General features: G+C 72.6%; 29 protein-coding genes. 19 read left to right on the forward strand and 10 right to left on the reverse strand.

All coding sequences use genetic code 11. The features are described from left to right. Positions 1-140 precede the first annotated feature (140 nt). From QK442_RS28900 to QK442_RS28910, 3 genes are read left to right on the forward strand one after another with little or no spacing between them, the layout of a single operon-like run. Complete coding sequence (locus QK442_RS28900; protein WP_282697086.1) at positions 141-1,415, forward strand: histidine kinase; 1,275 nt, start codon at positions 141-143, stop codon at positions 1,413-1,415. Further along, positions 1,412-2,074 carry a response regulator transcription factor gene (locus QK442_RS28905; protein ID WP_282697034.1) on the forward strand — a complete coding sequence of 221 codons (663 nt, stop codon included), beginning with the start codon at positions 1,412-1,414 and terminating at the stop codon, positions 2,072-2,074. The genes QK442_RS28900 and QK442_RS28905 overlap by 4 nt, the downstream gene beginning before the upstream one ends. Positions 2,075-2,102: 28 nt before the next feature. Then, positions 2,103-3,359 carry a cytochrome P450 gene (locus QK442_RS28910; protein ID WP_282697035.1) on the forward strand — a complete coding sequence of 419 codons (1,257 nt, stop codon included), beginning with the start codon at positions 2,103-2,105 and terminating at the stop codon, positions 3,357-3,359. A gap of 32 nt (positions 3,360-3,391) precedes the next feature. On the opposite strand, the gene QK442_RS28915 is transcribed toward QK442_RS28910, so the two are convergent. Further along, on the reverse strand, positions 3,392-4,972 hold the full coding sequence (locus QK442_RS28915; RefSeq protein ID WP_282697036.1) for an ABC transporter permease: 1,581 nt from the start codon (positions 4,970-4,972) through the stop codon (positions 3,392-3,394). Further along, a complete protein-coding gene (locus QK442_RS28920) occupies positions 4,969-5,886 on the reverse strand; it encodes an ABC transporter ATP-binding protein (RefSeq protein ID WP_282697037.1) in 918 nt (305 codons plus the stop codon). Before QK442_RS28920 ends, QK442_RS28915 begins: the two co-directional genes overlap by 4 nt. A 92-nt stretch (positions 5,887-5,978) precedes the next feature. On the opposite strand from QK442_RS28920, the gene QK442_RS28925 reads away from it, so the two are divergent. Then, the gene (locus QK442_RS28925; protein ID WP_282697038.1) at positions 5,979-6,482 is read left to right on the forward strand and encodes a MarR family transcriptional regulator; all 504 of its coding nucleotides are present in this window, start codon (positions 5,979-5,981) and stop codon (positions 6,480-6,482) included. A gap of 100 nt (positions 6,483-6,582) precedes the next feature. Here the strand turns inward: QK442_RS28925 and QK442_RS28930 are convergent, their stop codons facing one another. Further along, positions 6,583-7,422, reverse strand: coding sequence for a diacylglycerol kinase family protein (locus QK442_RS28930; RefSeq protein WP_282697039.1), 840 nt, complete (start codon positions 7,420-7,422; stop codon positions 6,583-6,585). A gap of 142 nt (positions 7,423-7,564) precedes the next feature. Here QK442_RS28930 and QK442_RS28935 point away from each other — a divergent pair, with 142 nt between their 5' ends. After that, complete coding sequence (locus QK442_RS28935) at positions 7,565-8,848, forward strand: adenylosuccinate synthase (protein ID WP_282697040.1); 1,284 nt, start codon at positions 7,565-7,567, stop codon at positions 8,846-8,848. Between the two features lie 142 nt (positions 8,849-8,990). Here QK442_RS28935 and QK442_RS28940 read toward each other — a convergent pair whose 3' ends face one another. From QK442_RS28940 to QK442_RS28950, 3 genes are read right to left on the reverse strand one after another with little or no spacing between them, the layout of a single operon-like run. Beyond that, complete coding sequence (locus QK442_RS28940) at positions 8,991-9,404, reverse strand: PIN domain nuclease (RefSeq protein ID WP_282697041.1); 414 nt, start codon at positions 9,402-9,404, stop codon at positions 8,991-8,993. Next, entirely contained in the window at positions 9,401-9,652 is a 252-nt protein-coding gene (locus QK442_RS28945) for a type II toxin-antitoxin system VapB family antitoxin (RefSeq protein ID WP_282697042.1), read from the reverse strand. The genes QK442_RS28940 and QK442_RS28945 overlap by 4 nt, the downstream gene beginning before the upstream one ends. A gap of 57 nt (positions 9,653-9,709) precedes the next feature. Next, complete coding sequence (locus tag QK442_RS28950; protein ID WP_282697043.1) at positions 9,710-11,671, reverse strand: serine/threonine-protein kinase; 1,962 nt, start codon at positions 11,669-11,671, stop codon at positions 9,710-9,712. Positions 11,672-11,836: 165 nt separating this feature from the next. On the opposite strand from QK442_RS28950, the gene QK442_RS28955 reads away from it, so the two are divergent. From QK442_RS28955 to QK442_RS28970, 4 genes are all read left to right on the forward strand, one after another. Continuing rightward, positions 11,837-12,772 carry an NADP-dependent oxidoreductase gene (locus QK442_RS28955; RefSeq protein ID WP_282697044.1) on the forward strand — a complete coding sequence of 312 codons (936 nt, stop codon included), beginning with the start codon at positions 11,837-11,839 and terminating at the stop codon, positions 12,770-12,772. 72 nt (positions 12,773-12,844) lie between these two features. Next, entirely contained in the window at positions 12,845-13,114 is a 270-nt protein-coding gene (locus QK442_RS28960) for a hypothetical protein (protein ID WP_282697045.1), read from the forward strand. Next, positions 13,111-13,236: a hypothetical protein gene (locus QK442_RS28965; protein WP_282697046.1), complete on the forward strand. Its 126-nt coding sequence runs from the start codon at positions 13,111-13,113 to the stop codon at positions 13,234-13,236. Before QK442_RS28960 ends, QK442_RS28965 begins: the two co-directional genes overlap by 4 nt. Before the next feature lie 138 nt (positions 13,237-13,374). Continuing rightward, positions 13,375-14,736, forward strand: coding sequence for an aspartate aminotransferase family protein (locus QK442_RS28970; protein WP_282697047.1), 1,362 nt, complete (start codon positions 13,375-13,377; stop codon positions 14,734-14,736). Between the two features lie 269 nt (positions 14,737-15,005). Here the strand turns inward: QK442_RS28970 and QK442_RS28975 are convergent, their stop codons facing one another. Together QK442_RS28975 and QK442_RS28980 are read right to left on the reverse strand one after the other, a co-directional pair. Then, positions 15,006-15,209: a DUF397 domain-containing protein gene (locus tag QK442_RS28975; protein ID WP_282697048.1), complete on the reverse strand. Its 204-nt coding sequence runs from the start codon at positions 15,207-15,209 to the stop codon at positions 15,006-15,008. Further along, entirely contained in the window at positions 15,206-16,090 is an 885-nt protein-coding gene (locus QK442_RS28980) for a helix-turn-helix transcriptional regulator (protein ID WP_282697049.1), read from the reverse strand. The genes QK442_RS28975 and QK442_RS28980 overlap by 4 nt, the downstream gene beginning before the upstream one ends. Positions 16,091-16,265: 175 nt before the next feature. On the opposite strand from QK442_RS28980, the gene QK442_RS28985 reads away from it, so the two are divergent. The 4 genes from QK442_RS28985 (at position 16,266) to QK442_RS29000 (ending at position 19,274) form a co-directional block, all read left to right on the forward strand. Further along, entirely contained in the window at positions 16,266-16,880 is a 615-nt protein-coding gene (locus QK442_RS28985) for an ATP-binding protein (protein ID WP_282697050.1), read from the forward strand. A gap of 72 nt (positions 16,881-16,952) precedes the next feature. Continuing rightward, the gene (locus QK442_RS28990; RefSeq protein ID WP_282697051.1) at positions 16,953-17,546 is read left to right on the forward strand and encodes a Uma2 family endonuclease; all 594 of its coding nucleotides are present in this window, start codon (positions 16,953-16,955) and stop codon (positions 17,544-17,546) included. Positions 17,547-17,807: 261 nt separating this feature from the next. Further along, the gene (locus tag QK442_RS28995) at positions 17,808-18,527 is read left to right on the forward strand and encodes a GntR family transcriptional regulator (protein ID WP_282697052.1); all 720 of its coding nucleotides are present in this window, start codon (positions 17,808-17,810) and stop codon (positions 18,525-18,527) included. A gap of 96 nt (positions 18,528-18,623) precedes the next feature. Beyond that, positions 18,624-19,274, forward strand: a complete 651-nt coding sequence (locus tag QK442_RS29000; RefSeq protein WP_282697053.1) for a hypothetical protein — start codon at positions 18,624-18,626, stop codon at positions 19,272-19,274. Positions 19,275-19,299: 25 nt separating this feature from the next. Here QK442_RS29000 and QK442_RS29005 read toward each other — a convergent pair whose 3' ends face one another. Beyond that, positions 19,300-20,004 (reverse strand): SLATT domain-containing protein, encoded by a 705-nt coding sequence (locus QK442_RS29005; RefSeq protein WP_282697087.1) that lies wholly within the window; start codon positions 20,002-20,004, stop codon positions 19,300-19,302. A 290-nt stretch (positions 20,005-20,294) separates the two neighbouring features. On the opposite strand from QK442_RS29005, the gene QK442_RS29010 reads away from it, so the two are divergent. From QK442_RS29010 to QK442_RS29035, 6 genes are all read left to right on the forward strand, one after another. Continuing rightward, the gene (locus QK442_RS29010; protein WP_282697054.1) at positions 20,295-20,630 is read left to right on the forward strand and encodes a YbaB/EbfC family nucleoid-associated protein; all 336 of its coding nucleotides are present in this window, start codon (positions 20,295-20,297) and stop codon (positions 20,628-20,630) included. Positions 20,631-20,721: 91 nt separating this feature from the next. After that, positions 20,722-21,321 (forward strand): recombination mediator RecR, encoded by a 600-nt coding sequence (gene recR / locus QK442_RS29015; RefSeq protein WP_282697055.1) that lies wholly within the window; start codon positions 20,722-20,724, stop codon positions 21,319-21,321. A 56-nt stretch (positions 21,322-21,377) separates the two neighbouring features. Continuing rightward, a complete protein-coding gene (locus tag QK442_RS29020; protein ID WP_282697056.1) occupies positions 21,378-22,055 on the forward strand; it encodes a DUF5063 domain-containing protein in 678 nt (225 codons plus the stop codon). Positions 22,056-22,237: 182 nt separating this feature from the next. Next, a complete protein-coding gene (locus QK442_RS29025; RefSeq protein WP_282697057.1) occupies positions 22,238-23,506 on the forward strand; it encodes an aspartate kinase in 1,269 nt (422 codons plus the stop codon). Positions 23,507-23,904: 398 nt separating this feature from the next. Beyond that, a complete protein-coding gene (locus tag QK442_RS29030; RefSeq protein WP_282697058.1) occupies positions 23,905-24,651 on the forward strand; it encodes a SigE family RNA polymerase sigma factor in 747 nt (248 codons plus the stop codon). Positions 24,652-24,782: 131 nt separating this feature from the next. Then, positions 24,783-25,910, forward strand: a complete 1,128-nt coding sequence (locus QK442_RS29035) for a hypothetical protein (protein WP_282697059.1) — start codon at positions 24,783-24,785, stop codon at positions 25,908-25,910. A gap of 102 nt (positions 25,911-26,012) precedes the next feature. Here the strand turns inward: QK442_RS29035 and QK442_RS29040 are convergent, their stop codons facing one another. Further along, entirely contained in the window at positions 26,013-26,762 is a 750-nt protein-coding gene (locus QK442_RS29040; RefSeq protein ID WP_282697060.1) for an SURF1 family protein, read from the reverse strand. Positions 26,763-26,769: the final 7 nt, after the last annotated feature.

A 26,769-nucleotide genomic window follows, 5' to 3' on the forward strand; every position in this document is an offset into this window, starting at 1 on the left:
CCGGAGCTCCGTAGTACTCAAGGGGGACGGCCCGGGATCCGCATCCAGCGGGACGCGGCCGTCCCCGCCGGTTCCGTACCGTGGACGGCGTGAATCCGACCCAGACCCCCGACACGGGCAGCCGCAGCCCCGAGCTCCGCATGGCGATGGACGCGCTCGGCGGTCTGCGCGCGGACCTCGTGGACGCCGCCTCCGCCTACCGCCCGCTGCCCGGCCTCGCCCCGGACAGCCCGGCCCTGCGCTTCCTGCCGAAGCGGATACGCCCGCACGCGGGCCTGCTGCCGCACGCGGTGGTGGGCTTCCTGGCCCTGGTGACCTTCCTCTTCGGCTTCGACCGCATCAACGCCATCGACGCCAGGTTCGGCCTGACCGTCCTCGTCTACTGCGTGGTGCCGACCGCCGCCGTCCTGCTCACCCTGGTCCGGCCGGCGCTCGCCTTCTGGGTCTCGCTCGTCTCGACGCCGTTCGTCGCCTACCTCGGCGGGTACGACGGCTGGCCCTGGGCGCCGAACTCCTTCGCCGCCCACCTCTTCGTCCTGGTGATCGTCGCGATGCGGACCCGGCCGCGCACCGCCGGCTGGATGTGGCTGCTCACCGCCGGGTACGCCGGTTTCACCGCCTTCTTCCTCGGCATGGGCCGCTACACCTTCAACGGCGCCGAGATGCTGTTCTCCTCCGCCCTCCTCCTGCTGGCCGTGGCGATCTTCCAGATCCGCCGCCAGGCCCGGCAGGAGGTCACCGCCCAGCAGACCGTCACCGCCGTCGAACGCTCCAAGCGGACCCTCCTGGAGGAGCGGACGACCATCGCCCGCGAGCTGCACGACGTCGTCGCCCACCACATGTCGGTGGTCGCCATCCAGGCCGAGGCCGCGCCCTACCGGGTGGAGAACCCGCCGCCGGAGCTGGAGCAGGCCTTCCGCACCATCCGGGAGAACGCCGTCGCCGCCCTCACCGAGCTGCGCCGCATCCTCGGGGTCGTACGGGCGGAGGACTACGAGGCCCCCGACGCCCCGCAGCCGACCCTCGCCGACCTGGACGGCCTCGTCGCCAACGTCCGCGAGGCCGGGCTCGACGTGGCCCTGACGGTCACCGGCGCGGTGCGCGAGCTGCCGCAGGGCGTGGAGCTGTCCGCGTACCGGATCGTCCAGGAGGCCCTGTCCAACGTGCTGCGGCACGCGCCGGGCGCCGGCGCCAAGGTCGAGCTCGGGTACGTGCTCGGTGGGCTCGGGCTCAGGATCGTCAACGGACCGGCGCGCGGCCTGGTCAAACCGTCCCCCGGCGCCGGGCACGGCATCACCGGCATGCGGGAGCGTGTCACCATGCTCGGCGGGGAGATGACGGCCGAACCGGCCGAGGACGGCGGCTACGAGGTCACCGTCTTCATCCCCGTCCAGCGCGAGGAGGCTGCCCAGTGATCCGGGTACTGATCGTCGACGACCAGGCCATGGTCCGCGAGGGCTTCTCCGTGCTGCTCGGCGCGATGCCGGACATCGAGGTCGTCGGCGAGGCCGTCAACGGCCGGGAGGCGGTCGCCCAGGTGGCCGCCCTCCGCCCGGACGTCGTCCTCATGGACATCCGGATGCCCGAGCTGAACGGCATCGAGGCCACCCGCGAGATCGTCGCCGCCGACGCGGACGCCAAGGTCCTCGTCCTGACCACCTTCGACCTCGACGAGTACGTGTACCAGGCGCTGCGCGCCGGCGCCTCCGGCTTCCTCCTCAAGGACGCCTCCGCCCGGCAGCTCGCCGACGGCGTGCGGATCGTCGCCGCCGGGGAGGCGCTGCTCGCGCCGACCGTGACGAAGCGGCTCATCACCGAGTTCGCGAAGTCCGCCGAGACCGCGCCGAGGGCGCCCGCCGTCGCCCGGATCGGGGAGCTGACCGAGCGGGAGACGGAGGTCCTGGTCCTCATCGCGCAGGGCCTGTCGAACCAGGAGATCGCCGACCACCTCGTCGTCGCCGAGTCGACGATCAAGACCCACGTCAGCCGGATCCTGGTGAAGCTGGGCCTGCGCGACCGGACGCAGGCGGCGGTCTTCGCGTACGAGGCACGGCTGGTGCGGGTCGGGCGTTAGCGGCCGGTACGGGGGTAGCGTCCGTCCCATGGACGCCGCCTTCGACCCCTGGTCCCCGGCCTTCGTCGCCGACCCCTACCCCGCCTACGCCGAGCTGCGGGCCCATGGCCGGGCGCACTGGTACGCGCCCACCCTGGGGGTCCCCCCTGAACGAAGTTCTAGGGGGAGGCTGGTCCCGCACCACGAGGACGTGTCGGCGCTGCTGCGGGACCGGCGCCTGGGCCGTACGTACACCCACCGCTTCACCCACGAGGAGTTCGGGCGCACGGCCCCCGACCCCGCCCACGAGCCCTTCCACACCCTCAACGACCACGGGCTGCTCGACCTGGAGGGCGCCGACCACACCAGGATCCGGCGCCTCGTGTCGAAGGCGTTCACTCCGAGGACGGTGGAGCGGCTCGTGCCGACGGTACGGGAGCTGGCGGCCGGCCTGGTCGGCGAACTGGTCGCGGCGGGTGGCGGGGACCTCCAGGCGACGGTCGCCGAACCCCTGCCGGTCGCGGTGATCGCCGCGATGCTCGGCGTCCCGGAGGAGGACGAGGAGCGGGCCATGCTGCGGCCGTGGTCGGCGGCGATCTGCGGCATGTTCGAGCTCAACCCGTCGGAGGAGACGGCCCGGCGGGCCGTCCGCGCCTCGATCGAGTTCTCCGACTACCTGCGGGAGCTGATCGCCCGGCGGCGGGCCGAGCCCGGTGACGACCTGATCTCGGCGCTGATCGGCGTCGAGGAGCTGTCGGAGCAGGAGATGGTCTCCACCTGCGTGCTGCTGCTCAACGCGGGCCACGAGGCGACGGTCAACACCACCGTGACCGGCTGGTGGACGCTGCTGCGGCACCCGGAGCAGCTGGCGGCCCTGCGCGCGGATCCGGACGGACTGCTGTCCACAGCTGTGGAGGAACTGCTCCGCTACGACACGCCGCTGCAGATGTTCGAGCGCTGGGTCCTGGACGACATCGAGCTCGGCGGCCAGGTCATTCCGCGCGGCGCGGAGGTCGCCCTCCTGTTCGGCTCCGCGAACCGGGACCCGGCCCTCCCCCAGACTTCGTCCGGGGGGACCCCCAGCCCCACGGCCGACGTCCTCGACCTGTCCCGGACCGACAACCCCCACATCACCTTCGGCGCGGGCGTCCACTACTGCCTGGGCGCCCCGCTGGCCCGCCTGGAACTCACCGCCCTGTTCGCCGAACTCCTCCGCCAGGCCCCGACGCTGCGGCTCGCGGCGGAGCCGGAGTGGAGGAAGGGGTATGTGATCAGGGGCGTGGAGGAACTGCTCGTAGAGGTGTAGTGGGGGCCGGTGCACCACCGGCCCCCACGGCCTCAGCAGACGACGTCCCTGCGCCGCAGCCGCCACAGCCCGCCCGCCACCAGGGCCGCCGCGATCGCCGTGAGCACCAGCAGCGGCGCCCACGTCATCTCGGGACCCGGCAGCTTCGGCAGGTGGCCGAAGGGCGAGAGGTCGAGGACCGACTGCGGCAGGTTCAGGGCCGGGCCGATCCAGCCGATCACCAGCGCGAGCCCCGCCACGCCCCACGCCGCCACCGCGGCCTTCGGGAACGCGCCCCACAGCAGCACCGCCACCCCGCCCAGGACCCAGATGGCGGGCAGCTGGGCGAGGGCCGCGCCCAGGACGGGCCCGAAGTCCTTGCCGTACGAGGCGGACAGACCGGCCGCCGCGAGCGCCATGATCAGTACCGTCCCGCCGAAGGCCACGACCAGGTGCCCCGCCGCCCACCGCAGCCGGCCGAGGACGGCGGCGAGGAGCGGTTCGGCGCGCTGCGAGGTCTCCTCGCCGTGCAGCCGCAGCACCGAGCCGACCACGAACAGTCCGGCGATCATTCCGAACATGCCGACCATCGCGGCGAGGAAGGCGTTGGTGAGGGCGCTCTGCCCGCCCATCCGCTCGAAGATCTCCTTCGCCTGTTCGTTGTCGCCGACGATGTCCGCCGCGCCCTCGACCATCCCGCCGAAGACGAGCCCGGCCACGAGGAACCCGAGCGACCAGCCGAGCAGTCCGCCCCGCTGCAGCCGCCAGGCCAGCGCGCCGGCCGTCGCGAGCCGCCCCTCCGCCGGGCCCGGCCGGGCCGGCAGGAAGCTCATGCCGACGTCGCGCCGCCCGGTCAGCGCGTACGCCACCGCCGTCTGGACCAGGACCGCCGCGGCGATCAGCAGCACCACCCACCAGCGCTCGCCGGCGAACGGCCGGACCTGTTCCGCCCAGCCGACGGGCGAGACCCAGGTCAGTACGGAGGAGCCGCCCTCCGTCCCCGCGTCGCCCGCCGCCCGCAGCACGAACGCGACGCCGAGGACCGCGGCCGTCAGGCCCTTCGCGAGCCGCGCGCTCTCGGTGAGCTGCGCGACGATCGTGGCGGTGGCGGCGAAGAGCATGCCGGTGCCGCCCACCGCGAGGCCGAGGGCGAGCGCCCCGCCGAGGCCCTGGCCGGCGAGCCCGGCCGTGATGATCAGCGCGACGGCGGTGTTGGCGACGAGTGCGGTGAGCAGCGCCGCCGTCAGCGGGGCGCGGCGGCCCACCGCCCCGGCGGAGAGCAGCTCCTGACGGCCCGTCTCCTCCTCCTCGCGGGTGTGCCGGACGACGATGACGAGGCTCATCACGGCCGCGAGGGTCGCCGCGAAGACCCCGAACCGCCAGGCGACGAGCCCGCCGACGGAGTCGTCGAAGACCGGCCCGTACAGCGACCGGATGGAGCTGTTGGCGTTCATCGAGGCGGCGATCTGCGCCCGCTTGGCGTCGGTGTCGTACAGCCCTCCGATCGTGCCGACGCCGCCGGCGACCATGCCGCCGATGACCACGACCCACAGCGGCAGCATCAGCCGGTCGCGGCGGAGCGCGAGCCGGGTGAGGGTGCCGGTGCCGGTCAGGGGGACGGAGAGCGTGCTCATCGCGCCATCGCCTCGTTCGTCGTGCCCGTGGCGTCGTCGGTGTAGTGGCGGAGGAACAGCTCCTCCAGGGTGGGCGGGGTGCTGGTCAGCGAGCGCACGCCGGACTCGGTGAGGGACCGCAGCACCGCGTCGAGCTTGTCGGTGTCGACCTGGAGCCGGACCCGCCGGCCCTGCACGTCGAGGTCGTGCACGCCGGGCAGGTGGGCGAGCCCGTTCGGCGCGCCGGCGAGCTCGGCGCTGACGCTGGTACGGGTGAGGTGGCGCAGGTCCGCGAGCGAGCCGCTCTCCACCGTGCGGCCCTTGCGGATGATGCTGACCCGGTCGCAGAGGGTCTCGACCTCGCTGAGGATGTGCGAGGACAGGAGGACGGTCGCACCGCGCTCGCGGGCCTCGGCGATGCAGCCCTGGAACACGCCCTCCATCAGCGGGTCGAGGCCGCTGGTGGGCTCGTCGAGGATCAGCAGGTCGGCGTCGGAGGCGAAGGCGGCGACCAGGGCGACCTTCTGCCGGTTGCCCTTGGAGTAGGTGCGGCCCTTCTTCGTCGGGTCGAGCTCGAAGCGCTCGATCAGCTCGGCCCGCCGCGCCTTGTCGAGCCCTCCGCGCAGCCGGCCGAAGAGGTCGATGACCTCGCCGCCGGAGAGGTTGCGCCACAGGGTGACGTCACCGGGGACGTAGGCGATCCGCCGGTGCAGTTCGACGGCGTCGGACCAGGGGTCCTTGCCGAGCACCCGGACGGCGCCGGAGTCGGCGCGGAGGAGTCCGAGGAGGACCCGGATGGTGGTGGACTTCCCGGAGCCGTTGGGGCCGAGGAAGCCGTGGACCTCACCGGCCTCGACGACGAGGTCGAGACCGTCCAGCGCGTGGGTGCGTCCGAACGCCTTGTGGAGCCCGGCGACCGTGATTGCCTTCGTCATGGTTCAGAACGTACGCTGATTTCACAAAGTTGTGAAGTTAAGAAAGCGTATAAAATCGAGGCGGCCGGGTGAGCGAGGGAGACGATGACCGCATGACCAGCAGCAGCGCAGAAGACCGGGCAGAAGACCGGGCGCGGTTCGTCGAACGCTTCGCCGCCGAGCTGACCGAAGCGGGCATGCAGCGCATGGCGTCCCGGGTCTTCGCGGCCCTGCTCGCCTCCGAGTCCGGCTCGATGACCTCGGCCGAACTGGCCGAACGGCTGCGGATCAGCCCGGCGGCCGTCTCCGGCGCGATCCGCTACCTCACCCAGGTCGGCATGGTCGGCCGCGAACGCGACCCCGGCACCCGCCGCGACCGCTACGTCCTCCACCACGAACTCTGGTACGAGGCCTTCACCCGCCGCGACCAGGTCCTGACCCGCTGGGAGAAGGTCCTCCGCGACGGAGTCGAGGCCCTCGGCCCCGACACGGCCGCGGGCGCGCGCGTCGCGGAGACCGCCGAGTTCTTCGAGTTCATCCAGCAGGAACTGCACGGCATGCTCGCCCGCTGGCGCCTCCACCGCGACGCTCAGTCCGAGGAGAGGGCCTCCGCCTGACCGACGGCCCCCAGCCGCTCGAAGAACGCCCGCCCTTCGATCCAGGCGACGACCACGGGGCCCGCGTTCCGTCGCAGGGGAGATCAGGCGCAGGGGGGGATCAGGTCTCGTCCGCTCCCCCGGGAGGGGCGGAAGGCGCGGGGAGAACGGGCAGGGTGAGGCTCCACGCGGCCTCGCGGACCGTCCAGGTGCGGCGGGCGAGGGGTGGGGACGTGCGGGAGTCGGCGTCGTAGCGGAAGAGGGGGCCCGAGACCGTGAGCGTGCGGGCCTCCACGCGGACCGGTGGGGCGTGCGGGGGGCGGACGACGACCTCCGCGACGCCGCCGAGGGGGCGGAGCGTCAGCGACTCCACGGGGTCGTCCAGGTCCCGCAGCAGCACCCCGTCCGCCTCCACCCGCAGCCGGTGGGTGCGCGTGCCGCGCTGTGCGGGGACGCGGACCAGGGTGCGTACCAGCGTGCGGCAGGTGTTCCACATCGTGGGCGACGGCGGCGGGGCGGGTGCGGGGGCCGCCATCCCGATCCGTACGCCGCCGAGCACCACCCCGTCGCCGTCGTCGACCAGCAGGTCGAGGCGCCGGGCCACCCCCTCCACCACCGCCCGCGCCGCCCCCACCGGGCCCTGCGGCACGCCGAGCGACCGGGCGAGGCCGAGCGAGCCGGGCGTGCCGACCGGGACGACCGACAGCGCGCCGCGCGCCAGGGTGCGCTCCCGGTGCAGCAGGGTCACCGTGCGCAGCAGCGCCCGGTCGTCGCCGACCACGACGGGGCGCCGGGCACCCCGCCGGGCCAGGGCGCGGGCGAATTCCTCCGGGCCGTCCGGCAGGCAGATCTTCGTTTCCGCCGCCGCGGACAGCACATCTTTCGCGATCCGTACGGACTCGCCGTCGTTTCGGCGGGCGACCGGGTCGACGATGACCAGCAGCTGGTCGTGATCCGACACCTCGGTCCTTCCTCGGGTAGTCTCTTTGTGCAAGAGCCCCTTGCGCTATTGCGCCAGGGGCTTCGTCTATTCCGGGGCACACCGGTGAGGCGGCGTAGGCCCCCTGACCTTGGAATGCCCCGCCCGGAAGGGGTGTACGCCTGTGCCCGCACTTGTGCTGCTCGGTGCTCAGTGGGGTGACGAGGGCAAGGGGAAGGCCACCGACCTCCTCGGTGGATCCGTGGACTACGTGGTGCGCTACCAGGGCGGCAACAACGCCGGCCACACGGTCGTCGTAGGCGACCAGAAGTACGCGCTCCACCTCCTCCCCTCCGGAATCCTCTCGCCGGGGTGCACCCCGGTCATCGGCAACGGCGTCGTCGTCGACCCGGCGGTCCTGCTCTCCGAGCTGAGCGGGCTGAACGACCGCGGCGTCGACACGTCCAAGCTGCTGATCAGCGGCAACGCCCACCTGATCACCCCGTACAACGTCACCCTCGACAAGGTGACGGAACGGTTCCTCGGCAAGCGCAAGATCGGCACCACCGGGCGCGGCATCGGCCCCACCTACGCCGACAAGATCAACCGCGTCGGCATCCGGGTCCAGGACCTGTACGACGAGTCGATCCTCACCCAGAAGGTCGAAGCGGCCCTGGAGCAGAAGAACCAGCTCCTCGCCAAGGTCTTCAACCGGCGCGCCATCGAGTCCGGCCGGATCGTCGAGGAGATGCTCCAGTACGCGGACCAGATCAAGCCGTACGTCGCCGACACCACCCTGATCCTCAACAACGCCATCGACGAGGGCAAGGTCGTCCTCTTCGAGGGCGGCCAGGGCACCCTCCTGGACGTGGACCACGGCACGTACCCCTTCGTCACCTCCTCGAACCCGACCTCCGGCGGTGCCTGCACCGGCGCGGGCGTCGGCCCGACGAAGATCAGCCGGGTCATCGGCATCCTGAAGGCGTACACCACCCGCGTCGGTGCCGGCCCGTTCCCGACCGAGCTCTTCGACGAGGACGGCGAGGCGCTGCGCCGCATCGGCGGCGAGCGGGGCGTCACCACCGGCCGTGACCGCCGCTGCGGCTGGTTCGACGCGGTCATCGCCCGCTACGCCACCCGCGTCAACGGCCTGACCGACTTCTTCCTCACCAAGCTGGACGTGCTGACCGGCTGGGAGGAGATCCCGGTCTGCGTCGCGTACGAGATCGACGGCAAGCGCGTCGAGGAGCTCCCGTACTCCCAGACCGACTTCCACCACGCGAAGCCGATCTACGAGACCCTCCCGGGCTGGTCCGAGGACATCACGAAGGCCAAGACCTTCGCCGACCTCCCGAAGAACGCCCAGAACTACGTGAAGGCGCTGGAGGACATGTCCGGCGCCCCGATCTCCGCCATCGGCGTCGGCCCCGGCCGCACCGAGACGATCGAGATCAACTCCTTCCTGTAGGGCGTACCGGGGCGGCGGTCGGCGTGCGAGCGCCGACCGCCGTCATGTTTCGCCGAGGGCCCCGGCCGACACCATCGCGGAGATCGGAAGGACCCACGCGGACGCGGACGCGGAGGCCGGGCTGTGACCGGGCGGCCGCCTCCTACCGCCGGGTGTCGTCCGTGAGCATCAGGGTGGGTTGGCCGGTGTGCCGGGCGATCGCCTCGAAGTCGCGGTCGCAGTGCAGCAGGGTGAGGCCGGACAGTTCGGCCACGGCCGCGACGAGAAGGTCGACCGGTCCGGCGCTGCGGTGTTCACCGTGGTCGACGAGCTGTTGCTGGACCTGCCGGGCCCGCCGGAAGGTGTCGTCCGGGAACGGCACCCACGCATAGAACCCGGCCAGATGCTGCCGCACCATTTTGTGGTGTGCGGCTGACCGCGCGGAGCGAAGGACCTCCAGCTCTGTGAGCTCGCACATGCCGACCAGCCCGGAGTCCAGGGCCTCCCCCCACCCCCAGGCGTCTGCGCCGTGCTGCAGGAAGCGCGCCACCGCCGAGGTGTCGGCCAGGTACTTCACGTGGCTTGCCCCCGGTCGTCGTCGCCGACCGCGCGGCCGGGGCGGTAGGAGGACTTGTCCGTCAGGGCGTCGAGGTCCAGGGCTTCGGCGGCGAGACGCTCCGCCGCCATGCGCGCCTCATGACGCTTGACCCTGTCGCTGACCTCGCGAAGGGCGCGGTTGACGGTGTCCTTCTTCGTCTTGGTGCCGAACGCGTCCTGCGCTATGGCCAGTGCTTCTTCGTCGATCTCGATCAGTGTCTTGCCCATGGGACACCCCTCTCCGTATATCCGAAGTGTAACGCGGATATACGGAGAGGGGGCATGTCAGTCCGCCCGGCGGTACTCGGCCGGCTCGGTGTCGGTCATCGGGTAGACCTGGAGGAGCTCCTTGCCCTGGTACGTCGTCAGGACCAGGTAGCTGCCGACGTCCATCAGCTGGCACTCGGAGTCGGCGCCGGGGTCGGCCGTCAGCGGGCCGATGACGTACGGGGCCGTCGTGCTCGCCAGGATCCCCGTCCAGGTGCAGTTGACCGAGTCCGCCAGGGCCCTGCCCTCGTCGTCGGTGCGCGGGTAGGCGCTCAGCGAGCGGAAGACGGCGGCGCCGACCGGGCCCTGGGTGATCGTCACCTCGTTGGTGTAGCGGTCCCTCTCCGGCCCCTCGACCAGCGGGTCCGACTTCCAGCGGCCGAGGTACTTCCCGGGCAGGATCTCCGAGCCGGTGCGGGCCTTGCGGAAGGTGGCCTTCGCGGCGCCGGAGGACCATTCGAGGACCTCGGGGGAGCGCAGGGTGAGCGTCTGGTGGGCGGCCGCCAGGCACCGCTGGGCGGGCACGCTGGTGGTCACGTCGGACTCGCCGAGGACGACCTTGTCCTCGTCGGCGGAGACGAGCCGCGAGCGGCCCATGCACAGCCGGCCGTCGCCGACGTGGGTGTAGACGGCGGTCTTGGTGCCGGGCGCGCCCTGGACGAGTTCGATCCGGACGGTCTCGCGGGGGTGCTCCTGGGTGCCCTGGAGGACGCCCTCCCAGGCGCCGAGGAAGGCGGCGGGGATCGCCCCGGCGGACGGGGAGGAGGAGGCGGAGGAGCGGGAGGGCGAGCCGGTGCCCTTGCCCTCGTGGCCGGTGTCGTCGCCCGGGGCGCCGAGGGGCCAGAGGGCGTACCCGATGCCCGCGGCGGCCGCGACGGCGGCGGTCGTGAGGGCGGCGACAAGGACCCGCCGCCGGGACCGGGGCCGGGGCCCGCCCGCGGTGGGCGGCCCGGCCGTCGGGTCGTCGGCCGCCGGGCCGCCCGCCGTACGGTCGGAGCCGGAGCCGGAGCCGGAGCCGGTACGGGTGTGCCGGTCGCCGTCCTCCGGTACGGGGAGGCGCCCCGTACCGGACCCGTCCGTGCCCTCCGCCCCGCCCTCCGCCTCCAGGAGCCGGGCGGCGTGCCGGCCGAGCCGGGCGAGGACGTCGGCGGGCAGCCACGGGTCGGCGACCGGCAGCGTCTCCGCGATCTCGGCCGCCGTCGGCCGGGCCGCCGGGTCCTTGGCGAGACAGGCCCGGATCAGGCCGGTCAGGGCGGGCGCCACGTCCGTCAGGTCCGGCTCGTCGTGGGCGATCCGGAACATGAGGGCGTGCACGCCGCTGTCGGAGGTGCCGAAGGGGGAACGCCCCGTCGCCGCGTACGCGAGGACGGAGCCCAGGCAGAAGACGTCGGACGCGGGGGTCAGCTTCTCGCCGCGCACCTGCTCGGGCGACATGAAGCCGGGGGAGCCGACGACGGCCCCGGTGCTGGTGAGGCCGCCGTCGGTGACGGTGTCGACGGCACGGGCGATGCCGAAGTCGATGACCCGGGGGCCGTCGACGGTCAGCAGCACGTTGGAGGGCTTGAGGTCACGGTGGACGAGCCCGGCCCGGTGGATGTGGTCGAGGGCGCGGCCGAGACCGGCGGCCAGGGCGCGGACGGTGTCGGGCGGCAGCGGTCCGTACTCGTCGCCGACGACGGTCCGCAGCGACGGTCCTGGTACGTACCCGATGGCCACCCACGGGGAGGCGGCGGCGGTGTCGGAGCCGAGGACGGGCGCGGTCCCGGTGCCGCCGACCCGTTCCAGCGCCTCGACCTCGCGGGCGAAGCGGCGCCGGAACTCGTCCTGGGCGGCCAGCTCGGCGTGCACCACCTTCACGGCGACGGTCCGCCCGCCGGCCGAACGCGCGAGGAACACCCGGCCCATGCCGCCGGCCCCGAGCCGGCCGATGAGTCGGAACGGGCCGATGCTGACCGGGTCTTCCGCGTTCAATGGCTCCACGTCGAAAGAGGATGCCAGACCGGACGGGGACGGAGGGTCACGGTCCGGCGTCAGCCCTCCGGGCTCTTCCCGCCGGGGTCCTCCGGGTGGCCCGGCAGAGGTTGCCCGGGCCGGAGAGGCGTGGGTGTAATGGCCACGAGGGGGCCCTTCCGGAGGAGGAACCCCATGCGTGTCGTCGAAGTGAGCGCCTACGGCGGACCCGAAGTCCTCCGATCGGCCCGCCGCCCCGAACCGGACCCCGCCCCCGGCCGTGTCCGGGTGCGGCTCAGGGCCGCCTCGGTCAACCAGGCGGACCTCGCGATCCGCTCCGGCCGGTTCGCCGCCGCGCTCGACCCGCTGGCCCCGCCCTTCGTGCTCGGCTACGACTTCGCCGGGACGCTGCTCGACCCGGCGCCCGGTCTCCCGGTGGGCACCCGCGTGGCGGGCTTCGTGCCGTGGGTGGCGGAGCGGACCGGTCAGGGGACGTACGCCGAGATGGTCCTGGCGGACCCGGAGTGGCTGGCCCCGATCCCGGACGAGGTGGACTTCACGGCGGCGGCCTCACTGCCGCTCTCCGCGCTGACCGCCGCGCAGGCCCTGGACCTGGTGGCGCTGCCGGAGGGCTCGACGCTCCTGGTCACGGGGGCGAGCGGGGTGGTGGGCCGGTTCGCGGTGCAGCTCGCGGCACGGGCGGGCTACCGGGTGATCGCCCTCGGCGAGGCCGACGACGCGAGCGAGCTGCGGGTCCTCGGCGCCGAGGGGACGGTGGGGCGCGGGCCGTCGGAGACCGTGAACGCCGCGGTGCGGGGCTTCGCGCCGGACGGGGTGGACGGCGTCTTCGACGCGGCCCTGATCGCCGAACCGCTCCTTCCTGTGGTCAAGGACGGCGGCGTCTTCGTCTCCGCGACGCCCGAGCGGATGCCGTCGGCCGAGCGGGACATCCGGGTGGACGCGGTGGCCGGCCACCCGGACGCGGCCCGTCTGAAGGAGCTCCTGGAACTGGTCGCCGCGGGCGGCCTCGCGACCCGGGTGGCGGACGTGCTGCCGCTGGAGGAGGCGGCGGAGGCGCACCGGAGGGTGGAGGCGGGCCACCGGCCGGGCCGCCTGGTCCTGATGATCTGACCCGCCCCGGCAGCCGGCGCACCGTCGGCTCCACCGATCGCGGCCCGCCCGCCTGGATGCAACCATGCGCGCATGGTTGTCCTGCGGATTCGTGACGTGCCCGAGGAGATGCGGAACCGGCTGGCGGCCATAGCGGCCGAGCGCGGCCAGTCCCTCCAGGCGTACCTCTACGACGTGCTCGCCGACGAGGTACGGCGCCGGGACGACCTGGCCGTCCTCGAAGCGTTCTCCGCCGGACGCCACGGCACCCGCGTCGACACCGCGGACGTCCTCGACGCCCTGCACGCCGCCCGCGCCGAGCGGGATCGCGCGCTCGGGGTGCCACCGGAGGACGCCGAGTGACCGTCGTCGACGCCTCGGCCCTCGCGTCCGCGGAGGCGTACGGCTGCGCGCCGGTCACCGCCGACGGCGGTCTCGCGCGCGCCTCCGGCCTCCGCTGCCCGGTCGAGGTGATCGGCGGCTGAGGCCCCCGAGCGGGTGGCGACGGAATCCGCAGCCGACCGCTCCCCGCGCGGCGGCCTGGCAAGGTGTCGTGTCCGGCGCGCTCTCGGTGGACAAGATGGTGATGGCCGCCCCACCTGCGGTTCCTTACCCTTCGGGACATGACCCCTCATGTCGTACCCGATCCGCAGGCCGGCGCGGCCGTCAAGGCCGCCGACCGCGCGCACGTCTTCCACTCGTGGTCCGCCCAGGGCCTGATCGACCCGCTCGCCGTGGCCGGCGCGGAGGGCTCGTACTTCTGGGACTACGACGGCAACCGCTACCTCGACTTCACCAGCGGCCTCGTCTACACCAACATCGGCTACCAGCACCCCAAGGTGGTCGCCGCCATCCAGGAGCAGGCCGGGAAGCTCGCGACCTTCGCGCCCGCCTTCGCCGTCGACGTCCGCTCCGAGGCCGCACGCCTCATCGCCGAGCGCACCCCCGGCGACCTGAACAAGATCTTCTTCACCAACGGCGGCGCAGAGGCCGTCGAGAACGCCGTCCGGATGGCCCGGCTGCACACCGGCCGCCACAAGGTGCTCTCCGCCTTCCGCTCGTACCACGGCGCCACCTCCACCGCGATCAACCTCACCGGCGACCCGCGCCGCTGGGCCTCCGACACCGGCTCGGCCGGCGTGGTGCGCTTCTGGGCGCCGTTCCTCTACCGCTCGCCGTTCTACGCGACCACCGAGGAGCAGGAGTGCGAGCGCGCCCTCGCGCACCTGGAGGACACCATCGCCTTCGAGGGTCCCGGCACCATCGCCGCGATCATCCTGGAGACCGTCCCCGGCACCGCCGGCATCATGACCCCGCCGCCCGGCTACCTCGCCGGCGTCCGCGCGATCTGCGACAAGTACGGCATCGTCTTCGTCCTCGACGAGGTCATGGCCGGCTTCGGCCGCACCGGGAAGTGGTTCGCCGCCGAGCACTTCGACGTCGTCCCCGACCTGATGACCTTCGCCAAGGGCGTCAACTCCGGCTACGTGCCCCTCGGCGGCGTCGCCATCAGCGAGGAGATCGCCGCCACCTTCGACACCCGCCCCTACCCCGGCGGCCTCACCTACTCCGGCCACCCGCTGGCCTGCGCCGCCGCCGTAGCCACCATCCACGTGATGGAGGACGAAAAGGTCGTCGAGAACGCCGCCCGCATCGGCGAGACCGTCCTCGGCCCCGGCCTCCGCGAACTCGCCGAGCGCCACCCGTCCGTCGGAGAGGTCCGCGGCCTGGGCGTCTTCTGGGCGCTCGACCTGGTCAAGAACAAGGAGACCCGCGAACCGCTCGTCCCCTACAACGCCTCCGGCGAGGCCAACGCCCCCATGGCCGCCTTCGCCGCCGCCGCGAAGCAGCACGGCCTGTGGCCCTTCGTGAACATGAACCGCACCCACGCGGTCCCCGCCTGCAACGTCACCGACGACGAGGTCAAGGAGGGCCTGGCCGCCCTGGACGCGGCCCTGACGGTCGCCGACCGGCACACGGTCTGACGGACGGCCCCGCGCCCGGGACGGCGGCATTGCCGTCGGCGCCGTCCCGGGCGCGCGGGGCATCAGGTCCTGGAGGCCGGTGGCGGTCGAGGGGAACCTGTCACGGGGCCGCCTCGGCGCCCCGGTAGCGGCCCGCAGACTGCGGGTGACCGACCACGCATCCGACTGGGGCGGTCCCGTGAACGACGGCGCCGCGAGGTCCGTGGGCCGGGGTGGTCGGCGGCGCGGATCTTCTCGAAGGCGCGCCGGTCTCCTCGCTGGGACGCGGGTCAGCCCAGGTGGGAGAGGAAGGCGCGCCATGCCTGGGGGGTGAAGGCGAGGGCGGGGCCGGCGGGGCGCTTGCTGTCGCGGACGGGGACGAGGTGGGGGAGGTTGGGGGCGACCTCGACGCACTCGTTGTTCCCGCCGCTGTACGTGCTGGTGCGCCACTTCGCGCCCGTCAGGTCCGGCGTTCCGTGGCGTCCGCTGATCATGGTCTGTGCTCCTTGGCCCTGCGCTGGATGACAGCACGGGATTCCACAGGAGAAAGAGCGGATGTGCGCGCGGCATCGAACAGGTCCTGGTAGCGGGAGACCTCGGCCTCCCTCTCCAGCCAGATGGAGCCGGTCGGGTTGTCCGCCAGCACCACGTCGAGCGCCCCCTCCTCGCGGAACCCCAGCACTACGTACGGCCCGAACATACTCGCATGCGCTCCACGGGAGAACGGCAGCACCTGGATGGTCACGTTGGGGAGCTCGGTGGCGGCCAGCAGGTGCTCCAGCTGTTCCCGCATGACCTGTCCTCCACCGACTTGCTGGAGCAGCACACCCTCGGAGAGGACGGCCCAGAGCTCCAGCGGAGAGTCACCCGTGAGCCGCTCCTGGCGGGCGAGGCGCACGTGGACGAACTTCTCGATCTCGTCGCCCGTCTGCCATTGCTGGGAGGCCACGGTCACGGCCCGGATGTAGTCCGGCGTCTGGAGGAGACCGGGGATCAGCTGCGCTTGGAAGGTGCGGATGGAGCCCGCCATGGCTTCCAGGGCGATGTAGTCGCGATAGGTGTCCGCCAGCACGGACCCGTACTGGTTCCACCACCCCTCCCTGCGGCGCCGGTTGGCCTTCCTGGCCAGGGCGCCCAGTCGCGTCCGTACGTCTTCGTCGGACACCTGGTAGGCGTGCAACATCGCAGTGAGGTCCGGCAGTCGGACAGCCACCCGGCCGTTCTCGATACGACTGATCTTGCCCTTGGTGCAGTCGAGCGCCTCCGCCGCTTGGGCGGTGGTGAGCCCGGAAGCCTCGCGCAAACGGCGTAGCTCATCGCCGAGTTGGCGGCCAAGGACCGTTGACGCGTTCGTGGTGGCGCTCTTCGCAAGCATGGCAACACGTCTAGCAGAGCGAGAGTCTCCAGGGGATCGGTTTAACTCGAAAAGGCGAACTTTGACGCCAACTCAATCTGCAACGTTGCAGATTCGCGTGATGTCGGGCCATCCTCCTGGTCATGGCACCGGCTACCCGATGCCGGTGGACCGTCGACCCTCAGGGGGTTGCACCATGACCACACTCAACGAAGTCGCCTTCCGCCTCTCCCGCCGCCCCCGCAGCGCGCCCAGAGCGAGGGCGGTGCTGCACGCCGTGCTGGGGGACTGGGGCGCGGGCCAGGACGTCGCGGACACCGCAGCGCTCGTCCTCTCCGAGCTCGTCACGAACGCGCTGCGCGTGCGCGTGCCCAGCGACCGGCAGGTGGGCATCCGGATCGCGCACACCGCGACGGACGGGCTCCTCCGCCTGGAGGTGAGCGACGCGGGGGAGGGGTGTCCGGAGGTCCAGGCGCCCGGGGAGGACGAGACCCGGGGGCGAGGTCTCCAGCTCGTGGACGCGCTCACGTACAGGTGGGGCGTCAGCCCCCGCGTCGGCGGAATCGGGAAGACGGTGTGGGCGGAGCTGAAGGCTCCGGAGCTGACGCCGCCGCCGAGGACGGCGGAGGTCGCGGCCGTCACCGTGCGGGCGGGCCAGGCCGTACGGGTCTGGGGCGAGTGGCGCACGGTCCGCAGCGTGGGGACGGAACGGTACGCGACGGGCGGGCTGGCGGTCGTCCTCGGGCTGGACGAGGGGCCGCTGCTGCGGGTGCCTGCGGCGGAGCCGTTGGCGGTACGGACGCTGCCGTAGAGTGACACGCGGATCCGTCACGATCAGGTTCTGGCCCCCATACTCGCTCCATGCCGGCAAGGAGGAGACACCTTGGCCAGCCCGTCCCCCCGCCCCATTCCAGTCCGTCGTGGACACCTGCGCGAAGCCGCCGAGAAGATCGAGCAGGCCACTGGTATGCGCGTGGAGATCATCGGAGGAAAGCTCGTGATGTCCCCGAGCCCCAGTGGCAAGCACGCCGGGATCGTCATCGACCTGCGCGACACCATTCGCCCCGGCCTCGATGCCATGCACGAGGCGTACGAGAACGTCTCCGTCCCCATGCCGGGGGATCCGGACGACTACTCGATCCCGGATCTGACCATCGGGCCGCGCGCGTTCAAGGACGAGGACGGCTGGTTGCTGGACGCGGACGCGGTCGAGCTGGCCGTGGAAGTGATCTCGCCGAACGAGCGGCTGAAGGGCATCAACGAGAAGACCGCCTGGTACGCGGCCGCGCGTGTTGCCCGGCTGCTGCAGATCGATCCGCGTACGGGCACGTGGTCGTTGTTCACTCGCCCCGGAGAGGGCGAGTACAAGGCGGTGGTGCACGGAAAGTACGGCGAGGAGGTGCCGCTCCCGGAGGAGCTGGGAGGCGACCTCACCACGACGGGCCTACCGCTCTACGGCGCGCAGCCGGGCCGCTGACGACGGCGGTAGGCCCGTGCTCGTCCTCCCTGCTCGGCGCCCGGTAGCCCTGGAAGAGGGCGGCGCGGCTGACGCGGGGGCACGTCGGGCCCTGCGATCCCGCCGTCTGCGGCGGCATGCCCGTGCGGGTACGCGAGCAGGACCCTTTCGGTGACCGGTGTGCTGCCGACGCGGCCGGTCAGACCCTGTGACGAGGGCCTCTCCCGAGCAACCGGGTCTGGATTACAGTCTTCCGGAACCTCACGGAGGGGGCCCACCCGCATGCCCGGCACGTCCGCGACCAGCGCCGTCACCCGCAGCACCCTCAGCCGGCAGATCGCGGACGCGCTCCGTGACGAAGTCCTCGCGGGGCGTCTCCAGCCCGGGCAGGAGTTCACCGTCAAGCAGATCGCCGAGCAGTACGGCGTCTCCGCCACCCCCGTCCGCGAGGCGCTCGTCGACCTCTGTGCCCAGGGGCTGCTCGACTCCGACCAGCACCGGGGCTTCCGCGTCCACGAGTTCTCGGTGGCCGACTACCGGGACATGGTGGAGGCCCGGATGCTCGTCGCCGACGGGATCTTCCGGAGGTACGCCGGGCGGGACCGGGTGGCGCTGCCCGAGCCCGACCCGGGGATCGGGGTCGTCCTGGTGTCGATACGCCGCCGGGGCGAGGCCGCCGTGCGGGCCGCCCGCGCCGGTGATCTGGACGTCCTCATCGGGTACGACATCCGCTACTGGCGCGAGCTGGGGCGGCTCGTCGCCCGCAACGACCACATCGCCGAGTTCCTGCACCGGCTCCGGGTCCAGTCCTGGGCCTTCTCCGTGCCCCGCCTGCGGGCCGAGCGCGAGCTCGGCGGCCGGCTCTGGGCCGGGCACGTGGAGCTCGTGGACGCCGTCACCCGCGGGGACGCGGAGGCCGCCGCCGGGGTCGTACGGGGCTACAACGCGCACTGCCTGGCATGGGCCGACCGGCTGGAGGGCCGTGCGCCCCGTACGGGTTGAGCCACCGCTTCCGGGGGCAGGTCCTCCTCGGGTGGGCGTCGTCGGCGCCGCCGACTACCCTGGCCCTCCCCGGAACTGACGGAGAGCGAGCCTCCCTTGGCCTGTGACCTGTGGCTGGTCCCCCTCGTCGACGTGCTGTGCCACAGCCCCGACAACCCCTTCGCCGAAGACCTGGCCGCCTACGACGCCGTGCTCAGCGCCTCGGGACTGCCGACCGTGCCCGTGTACGCGTACATGCCGGGGCTCTCCGGCGACGTCGCCCCGGTCGCCGGCTTCGACTACGAGGCCCTGCACTTCCTGCGCCGCGCCTACCTGCTGGCGGTCTGCGGGCTGCCGGTCGAGCCGGTCGGCGAGCTCGGCGGGGACTACGAGCAGCTCCTGGAGATGTTCGAGAGCACCGCCCAGCAGTCGCACCTGGTCTGGCACTACGACCACGCGGGCGCCTACGTGCCGGTGGACTTCCCCGTACCGCTCTCCAGCGAGGAGCTCCTGGAGGGCGGCGGGCCGCTCGGCTCCTCGTACGGGCTGCTGCGGGAACTGGAGTTCGTCGCCCCGGCCCTCGGCATCGACCCGGCGAACCCGCCGGCCGCCCCCGCCCCGCCCGCCCGGCCCACCGACCTGGAGGAGCCCGCCGCGCCGCCACCGTACGAGGACGGGCCCTTCGCCCGCGAGCGGCACGTCTGGCTGGGGCTGCACGCGGCGGCGACCCGCAGCCTCGCCCAGGGGTCGATGATCATCCTCAGCTAGTACGCATCCCGGCCCCCGGCGGCCCTCAGCGGGTCTCCGGGGGGCGCTGGCGCGGCATGTTCGGGCGGGTGCCGGGGGGCAGCGGGAAGCGGCCCGCGGGGTGTGCCGTCTCCGGGCGGGCCGGTACGACCCCGGCCGACTGGAGCGCCAGCGGCGCCGGGCCCGAGCGGAACTCGACCATCCAGTCCGCGGTCTCCGCCCGCACCAGCTCCGTGACGTCCTCCGAGAAGCGGCGCAGCACCCCCAGGCACCGCTCGGCGGCCTCGCTGGCCGTCCCCTCCGTCGGCCCCAGGACCTCCCGGACGCTCTCCGAGGCCCAGTCGAACTGGAGCGCCTGGAGGCGGCGCTGCACGGCCTGGGCGGTCGCCACGTCCCTTATCCAGCCGGACGTCAGGCCGAAGTACCGGTCGCAGGCCAGGCAGGCCGCGCCGAGCAGCAGCGAGAGGTAGCCCCAGCCGGCCGTGCCCCCGGCGACCCCGGTCAGGTCGAGCAGCGGCAGCGCGGCCCCGGCGATCACGCCGAGCGCGGTGCCGATCCGCAGCACGCGCGCGAAGCGGCGCTTCCAGACCCGGTCCGCGAGGTACCACTCGGCGGTCCGCAGGGCGTTCGACTCCACCCACCGGTAGAGCTCGTCGAGGCGTTCCGCGGGCTCGCCCCAGTCGCCCAGGGGGAAGGGCTTCCCCGTCAGATCTCTGCGGACGTCTTCCCCGGGCTGCCCCGGCGGCTGCATCTCCGGCTGGTGGCTCACCGGGGGACTCCTCTGCTCAGCCCAGCGTTCGTGTCGCTCGTGTCCTTCTGTGACGTGCGGTGCACGTGGTGCCTGCCCTTCCTACCGCCGAATGGTGGGCGGTGGGCCCGGAATCCCGGGATTTCCGCCCGCAAGAGGGTGTTGATCAGGTAGAGGAGCCCGCAGTTTCTCACCCGAAAGAGTCGTCGCGGCAGGGCGGTCCCCGACCACGTAGGCTCGGGAGCACCGGAAACAAGACGTGACCGACCGACCTTCAACCACGAGGAGTGACCGTGATCCCCGGTGGCGGCCAGCCCAACATGCAGCAGATCCTCCAGCAGGCGCAGAAGATGCAGCAGGACCTCGCCCGCGCCCAGCAGGAGCTCGCGGCGACCGAGGTCGAGGGCCAGGCGGGCGGCGGCCTCGTCAAGGCCACGGTGACCGGCTCCGGCGAGCTGCGCGCCCTGGTCATCGACCCGAAGGCGGTCGACCCGGAGGACACCGAGACCCTGGCCGACCTGGTCGTCGCCGCCGTCAAGGCCGCGAACGACAACGCGCAGCAGCTCCAGCAGGCCAAGCTGGGCCCGCTGGCCCAGGGCCTCGGCGGGATGCCGGGCCTGGGCTTCTAACGGGTACTTCCAGCCACTACCGTAAGAAGACACGTAGGACACGTAAGAAGACACGTAAGACAGCAAGAGCACTTGCCGGAAGGGCGTTCCGTTGTACGAAGGCGTGGTCCAGGACCTGATCGACGAGCTGGGCAGGCTGCCCGGCGTCGGTCCCAAGAGCGCGCAGCGGATCGCCTTCCACGTCCTGCAGGCCGAGCCGACGGACGTGCGCCGGCTCGCCCACGCGCTCCTGGAGGTCAAGGAGAAGGTCCGGTTCTGCGCGGTCTGCGGGAACGTGGCGCAGCAGGAGCGGTGCAACATCTGCCGCGACCCGCGCCGGGACCCGTCCGTGATCTGCGTGGTCGAGGAGCCGAAGGACGTCGTCGCGATCGAGCGGACCCGCGAGTTCCGGGGGCGGTACCACGTCCTCGGCGGCGCGATCAGCCCGATCGAGGGCGTCGGCCCGGACGACCTGCGGATCAGGGAGCTGCTCGCCCGTCTCGCGGACGGGGAGGTCACCGAGCTGATCCTGGCGACCGACCCCAACCTGGAGGGCGAGGCCACCGCCACGTACCTGGCGCGGATGATCAAGCCGATGGGGCTCAAGGTCACCCGCCTGGCGAGCGGGCTGCCGGTCGGCGGCGACCTGGAGTACGCCGACGAGGTGACGCTCGGCCGTGCCTTCGAGGGACGGAGGCTGCTAGATGTATGACGACCGGGCGCGGGAGGACCGGGCCGGTGCCGGCGAGCTCTCAGGGAGGCTCCTCGATGTCTGACCCCACGCTGCACTCCATCACGCAGGACCCCGGCGACTTCGCCGTCCAGATCGCCGACTCCGTCGAGAGCTTCATCGTCGCCACGACCGAGGTCGCCAAGGGCGACGAGCCGGACAGCGCGGTGCCCTTCCTGCTCCTGGAGATCTCCCAGCTGCTCCTCGCGGGCGGCCGTCTCGGGGCGCACGAGGACATCCTCCCGGACGAGCGGTACGAGACGGACGCGGGCCCGGAGCCGGACGCGGACGAGCTGCGGGAGCGGTTCGCGGCGATGCTGGAGCCGGTGGACGTCTTCTCCGAGGTCTTCGACCCGTACGAGCCCCGCAAGGCGCCGGTCCCGGCCCGTATCTCCGACAACCTCGCGGACATCGTCACCGACCTCCGCCACGGCCTCGCCCACTACCGCGCGGGCCGCACCTCCGAGGCGCTGTGGTGGTGGCAGTTCTCGTACTTCTCCAACTGGGGCCCGACCGCCTCGGCCACCCTCCGCGCCCTGCAGTCCCTGGTCGCCCACGTCCGCCTGGACCAGCCGCTGGCCGCCCTGGACGGCCTCGACACCGACGAGGACCTGACCGACGACGACCTCGCGGAGGAGGCGGGCCGGGTGATGGTCCGGGAGATCGCGGGACCGCTGGGGCTGAAGGGGATCAAGGGGCTTCAGGATCCCGTCTGATCCAGGATCCTGTCTGATCCAGGACCCCGTCTGATCCGGAATCCGCCCGTTTCGGGGTCCTCTTTGATCATTCTTTGAGCACCCGGTCTCAGAATGTGATAGCGGGTCGGCGTTTTTCGGCTGCTCGTTAGACTGAGCCGACCGCAGCACGGGCTGTGGCACCGACCGAGCGAGGAGCGCACGTGGGCCTTGTCGTGCAGAAGTACGGAGGCTCCTCCGTTGCCGATGCCGAGGGCATCAAGCGCGTCGCCAAGCGGATCGTGGAAGCCAAGAAGAACGGCCACCAGGTGGTCGTCGTGGTCTCCGCGATGGGCGACACGACGGACGAGCTGATCGATCTCGCCGAGCAGGTTTCTCCCATGCCTGCCGGACGTGAGTTCGACATGCTGCTGACCGCCGGAGAGCGGATCTCCATGGCCCTGCTGGCCATGGCGATCAAAAACCTGGGCCACGAGGCCCAGTCGTTCACCGGCAGCCAGGCGGGTGTCATCACCGACTCGGTCCACAACAAAGCGCGCATCATCGATGTCACGCCGGGCCGCATCCGCACCGCCCTCGACGAGGGCAACATCGCCATCGTCGCCGGCTTCCAGGGCGTGTCCCAGGACAAGAAGGACATCACCACCCTCGGCCGCGGCGGCTCCGACACCACGGCCGTGGCGCTCGCCGCCGCGCTCGACGCCGAGGTCTGCGAGATCTACACCGACGTCGACGGCGTGTTCACCGCCGACCCGCGCGTGGTGAAGAAGGCGAAGAAGATCGACTGGATCTCCTTCGAGGACATGCTGGAGCTCGCCGCCTCCGGCTCCAAGGTGCTGCTGCACCGCTGCGTCGAGTACGCACGCCGCTACAACATCCCGATCCACGTCCGGTCCTCGTTCTCGGGGCTCCAGGGCACGTGGGTCAGCAACGAACCGACAGGGGACAAGGTGGAGCAGGCCATCATCTCCGGTGTCGCCCACGACACCTCCGAGGCGAAGATCACCGTCGTCGGCGTGCCGGACAAGCCGGGCGAGGCCGCGGCCATCTTCCGTGCCGTCGCGGACGCCGAGATCAACATCGACATGATCGTGCAGAACGTGTCGGCGGCCTCCACCGGTCTCACCGACATCTCCTTCACCCTCCCCAAGGCCGAGGGCCGCAAGGCCATCGACGCCCTGGAGCGGACGAAGGCGGTCATCGGCTTCGACTCGCTGCGCTACGACGACCAGATCGGCAAGATCTCTCTCGTCGGCGCCGGCATGAAGACCAACCCGGGCGTCACCGCGGACTTCTTCAAGGCGCTGTCCGACGCGGGCGTCAACATCGAGCTCATCTCGACCTCCGAGATCCGCATCTCGGTCGTCACCCGCGCCGACGACGTCAACGAGGCCGTGCGCGCCGTCCACACCGCCTTCGGTCTGGACAGCGACTCGGACGAGGCCGTCGTCTACGGCGGCACCGGGCGCTGACCCGCCCCGCCCCGCGCCCCACGGCGTTCCCTCCCCGCCCGGCCGCTCGCCAGCGGCCGGGCGGGGTCGTCGTGTCCGGGGAGTCCTCGCGTCCGGAAGTCGTCGCATCCGATTGCGGTGGCTTCGCAGCATCTGTGAACGACCTGTGAGCAAGTCGGCCCCGTAACCCCCTTGAACTGCGGTGATGCGGTGACGGACGATGCTCTCCCCCCTTGCCGCGCCTCGTGGTCGGGCGGGACTCGTCTCCGCGCCGACCCAGGGACAGGGCGCGGAGCACGCGAAGGAACGGGGATACGGGGCAACGGGGGAGAACGGTCACGCATGAGGACGAACAGCTCACCGCCGAGAACGGCGGCGCACGCGTACAACCATCCCGGGGGAACACGAGTCCAACAGGCGTGGCAGACGTACTCGACATCCCTGCGCTCTCCCCGCTCCGCGGGGCGGGCACAGCCGTGCTCCCCCTGCGGGCGCCCGGCGCCGTGCCCGGACGCGGCACCGCGCTCTTCCGCCCGCTCGGGCGCCCGAGCGCACCTCCGCGCCCGCTCGACGGCCCGCCGGTGACCACCGTCGTGCCCACCGAGTCCCGCGCGAGCGGAGTCAGCGGCATCCCCGCGCCGCGCACGAGTGCCGAGGGCGCCGCCACCGGCACCGGCACCACCGTCGACCACCTCACCGAGACGTACCGCGCCCACTACCGGTCGCTCCTCGGTCTCGCCGCCCTCCTCCTCGACGACACCGCCTCCTGCGAGGACGTCGTCCAGGAGGCGTTCATCCGGGTCCACTCGGCCCGCCGGCGCGTCCGTGACCCCGAGAAGACCCTCGCCTACCTGCGCCAGACCGTGGTCAACCTCTCCCGGTCCGCGCTGCGCCGCCGCATCCTCGGCCTCAAGCTGCTGTCCAAGCCGATGCCGGACATGGCGAGCGCCGAGGAGGGGGCGTACGACCAGCTGGAGCGCGAGGCCCTCATCAAGGCGATGAAGGGGCTCCAGCGCCGCCAGCGCGAGGTCCTCGTCCTGCGCTACTTCGCCGACATGACGGAGGTCCAGGTCGCCGAGACCCTCGGGATCTCCCTCGGCTCGGTGAAGGCGTACGGCTCCCGGGGCATGGCCGCGCTCCGCGTCGCCATGGGGGCGAAGCAGTGAGCCGGGAGCGGGAGGACGGCGGGAGGCCGGACGAGCGGGACGGGGCCGAGGAGCGCCCCGCCCCCGACGAACGCAGCGGACGCGTCACCGAGCAGGGACGCGTCGGACGTGACGACCTGAGTGGACGACGAATGACGCACTTCGAGCCCGGCGAGGGCGACAGCGCGGACGAGCTCGCGCTGAAGCAGCTGTTCCATGGCGCCGTCTCGGGGCTCGAACCGTCCGGGGACGCCCTCGACCACCTGCGGCGCGCCGTCCCGGCCCGTCGCGCCCGCAAGCGGCAGGCGCTCATCGGCGCCGCGGCCGCCGTGGTCCTCGTCGGCACCGCGGTCCCCGCCCTCGTGCACGTCGCGGGCTCCCCGGGGCTCACCGCCGCCCACCCGGTCAACGCGGGCCACGGCGAGGAGGCCCAGGGCGGCACCGGCGCCGAGGCCGAGACCGAGGGCCCCACCGCCACCACGGCGCCGTCCGCCACGGTCCCGCCCACCACCGCCCCCACCCGGGACGCCGCCAAGGGCGGGGACCGCCCGGGACCCTCCGGCACCCGGACCGGGAAGGGCCCCGCCGCAGGAACCGACGGCGGGGCGGCCCGCTGCGGCACCGGCACGCTCCGGTCGGCGGGCGGGTACCGCAGCGGCCCCGACGACACCGGTGTCGTCTACGGCGGCTTCACCGTCGTCAACGGCTCCTCCGACGCCTGCCTGGTCGACGGCGACGGCCTCGTCGGCGTCGCGACCATCGGCTCCGCCGACCCGAACCGGATCGCCGTCGTGCGGCACAGCAGCGGCGACCCGGCGACCGGCCTGCCCGACCCCTCGCAGGAGTCCTCCTCGGTGCTGCTCGAACCGGGCGGCTCGTACCAGGTGAAGTTCGCCTGGGTGCCGAGCGGGACCTGCCCGTCCGGCGAGACCACCACGCCGACGCCGACCGAGCCGACGCCTCCGGCCCCGACCGAGCCCACGCCGACGCCGACCGAGCCGACGCCTCCGGCCCCGACCGAGCCCACGCCCACCGCCAGCGGCGGCGGCGAGGGCACCGACGCGGGCGGCACCGAGGCCGGCGGCGGCACCGGGACCGGCACCGACAGCGAGGAGACCGGCACCGAGGGTGGCGTGACCACGCAGCTGCTGCGCGCCGAACCGCTCCAGGGCAGCGTCTCCGTCAGCCACACCGCGGAGCCCGGCGACCCCACCGTCACCACGGTCCTGTCCGGTGCCTGCGCCGGCACGGTCTACCGCACGGGCCTCCTCAAGAACTGAGGTCTCCTCAAGGACCGGGGTCTCCTCAAGGACCGAGGCGGGCCGTAGGACGAAGGGGCCGCGGGATCAGCTCGATCCCGCGGCCCCTTCGTCCTACCGTCCTCAGCTCTCCGCGAGCCCCAGCGCCGCGTCGCGGGCCGCCTCCGCCTCCCGGCGCACCAGCCGGAACCACATGAAGACGACGAAGCCCGCGAAGACGAACCACTCCGCCGTGTAGCCGAGGTTCTGGAAGGCCTTCGCGTCCAGGCCCGTGCCCGCCGCCGCGGCCGCGGGGACCGGCGTGAGACCGGCGGGCGACTCGGCGAGCGTGATCCACGCGTCGTACACGTCGTCGTCCACCACGTTCACGAGCGAGGCCGCGCTGATCATGCCGAGCTGCCCCTCGGGCAGCCCGCCCGCGGTCCGCACGCCCTTGGTGCCCTGGTTCTCCGAGGCCTGGAGCGCGCCCACCACCGTCACCTCGCCGGACGGCGGGGCCGGGGCCTGGGCGCCCGCCGGCAGCCAGCCGCGGACGACCGGCAGCGACCGTCCCGCGTCCGTCCGCAGCAGCGTCAGCACGTACGCGCCGGTCCGCCCGTCCAGCTCGCGGTCCGGCACCAGGAACTGCTCCCCGTACCGGCCGCGGGCCTCGGCGGCCCGGCCGGAGGTCTCCTTGTCCACCGGCAGCAGCGACGCCAGCGGCGCGGCGGCGGTCGCGGTCGCGGCCGGGCGCCGCTCGGCCTCCTGGTGGGAGTCGACGCGATCCTCGAACTTGCCCAGCTGCCAGGTGCCCATGAAGACGCAGAACGGGATGGCCAGCAGGACGAAGAGATTGATCCCCCACCAGCGGGGGGTCCTCAGGAACCGGTACACGCCACCA

This window comes from Streptomyces sp. CC208A, from assembly GCF_030010625.1.
Lineage (GTDB): Bacteria > Actinomycetota > Actinomycetes > Streptomycetales > Streptomycetaceae > Streptomyces.

Excerpts from the sequence above, each read along its gene's own strand:
- QK442_RS29035 (WP_282697059.1), top strand. The coding sequence starts at position 24,783 with ATGACGCACTTCGAGCCCGGCGAGGGCGACAGCGCGGACGAGCTCGCG.
- QK442_RS28995 (WP_282697052.1), top strand. The coding sequence starts at position 17,808 with ATGCCCGGCACGTCCGCGACCAGCGCCGTCACCCGCAGCACCCTCAGC.
- QK442_RS28910 (WP_282697035.1), top strand. The coding sequence starts at position 2,103 with ATGGACGCCGCCTTCGACCCCTGGTCCCCGGCCTTCGTCGCCGACCCC.
- QK442_RS28945 (WP_282697042.1), bottom strand. The coding sequence starts at position 9,652 with ATGGGCAAGACACTGATCGAGATCGACGAAGAAGCACTGGCCATAGCG.
- QK442_RS28970 (WP_282697047.1), top strand. The coding sequence starts at position 13,375 with ATGACCCCTCATGTCGTACCCGATCCGCAGGCCGGCGCGGCCGTCAAG.
- QK442_RS29005 (WP_282697087.1), bottom strand. The coding sequence starts at position 20,004 with ATGCAGCCGCCGGGGCAGCCCGGGGAAGACGTCCGCAGAGATCTGACG.
- QK442_RS28975 (WP_282697048.1), bottom strand. The coding sequence starts at position 15,209 with ATGATCAGCGGACGCCACGGAACGCCGGACCTGACGGGCGCGAAGTGG.
- QK442_RS28980 (WP_282697049.1), bottom strand. The coding sequence starts at position 16,090 with ATGCTTGCGAAGAGCGCCACCACGAACGCGTCAACGGTCCTTGGCCGC.
- QK442_RS28955 (WP_282697044.1), top strand. The coding sequence starts at position 11,837 with ATGCGTGTCGTCGAAGTGAGCGCCTACGGCGGACCCGAAGTCCTCCGA.
- QK442_RS28925 (WP_282697038.1), top strand. The coding sequence starts at position 5,979 with ATGACCAGCAGCAGCGCAGAAGACCGGGCAGAAGACCGGGCGCGGTTC.
- QK442_RS28960 (WP_282697045.1), top strand. The coding sequence starts at position 12,845 with ATGGTTGTCCTGCGGATTCGTGACGTGCCCGAGGAGATGCGGAACCGG.
- QK442_RS28920 (WP_282697037.1), bottom strand. The coding sequence starts at position 5,886 with ATGACGAAGGCAATCACGGTCGCCGGGCTCCACAAGGCGTTCGGACGC.
- QK442_RS28915 (WP_282697036.1), bottom strand. The coding sequence starts at position 4,972 with ATGAGCACGCTCTCCGTCCCCCTGACCGGCACCGGCACCCTCACCCGG.
- QK442_RS28985 (WP_282697050.1), top strand. The coding sequence starts at position 16,266 with ATGACCACACTCAACGAAGTCGCCTTCCGCCTCTCCCGCCGCCCCCGC.
- QK442_RS28900 (WP_282697086.1), top strand. The coding sequence starts at position 141 with ATGGCGATGGACGCGCTCGGCGGTCTGCGCGCGGACCTCGTGGACGCC.
- QK442_RS29020 (WP_282697056.1), top strand. The coding sequence starts at position 21,378 with ATGTCTGACCCCACGCTGCACTCCATCACGCAGGACCCCGGCGACTTC.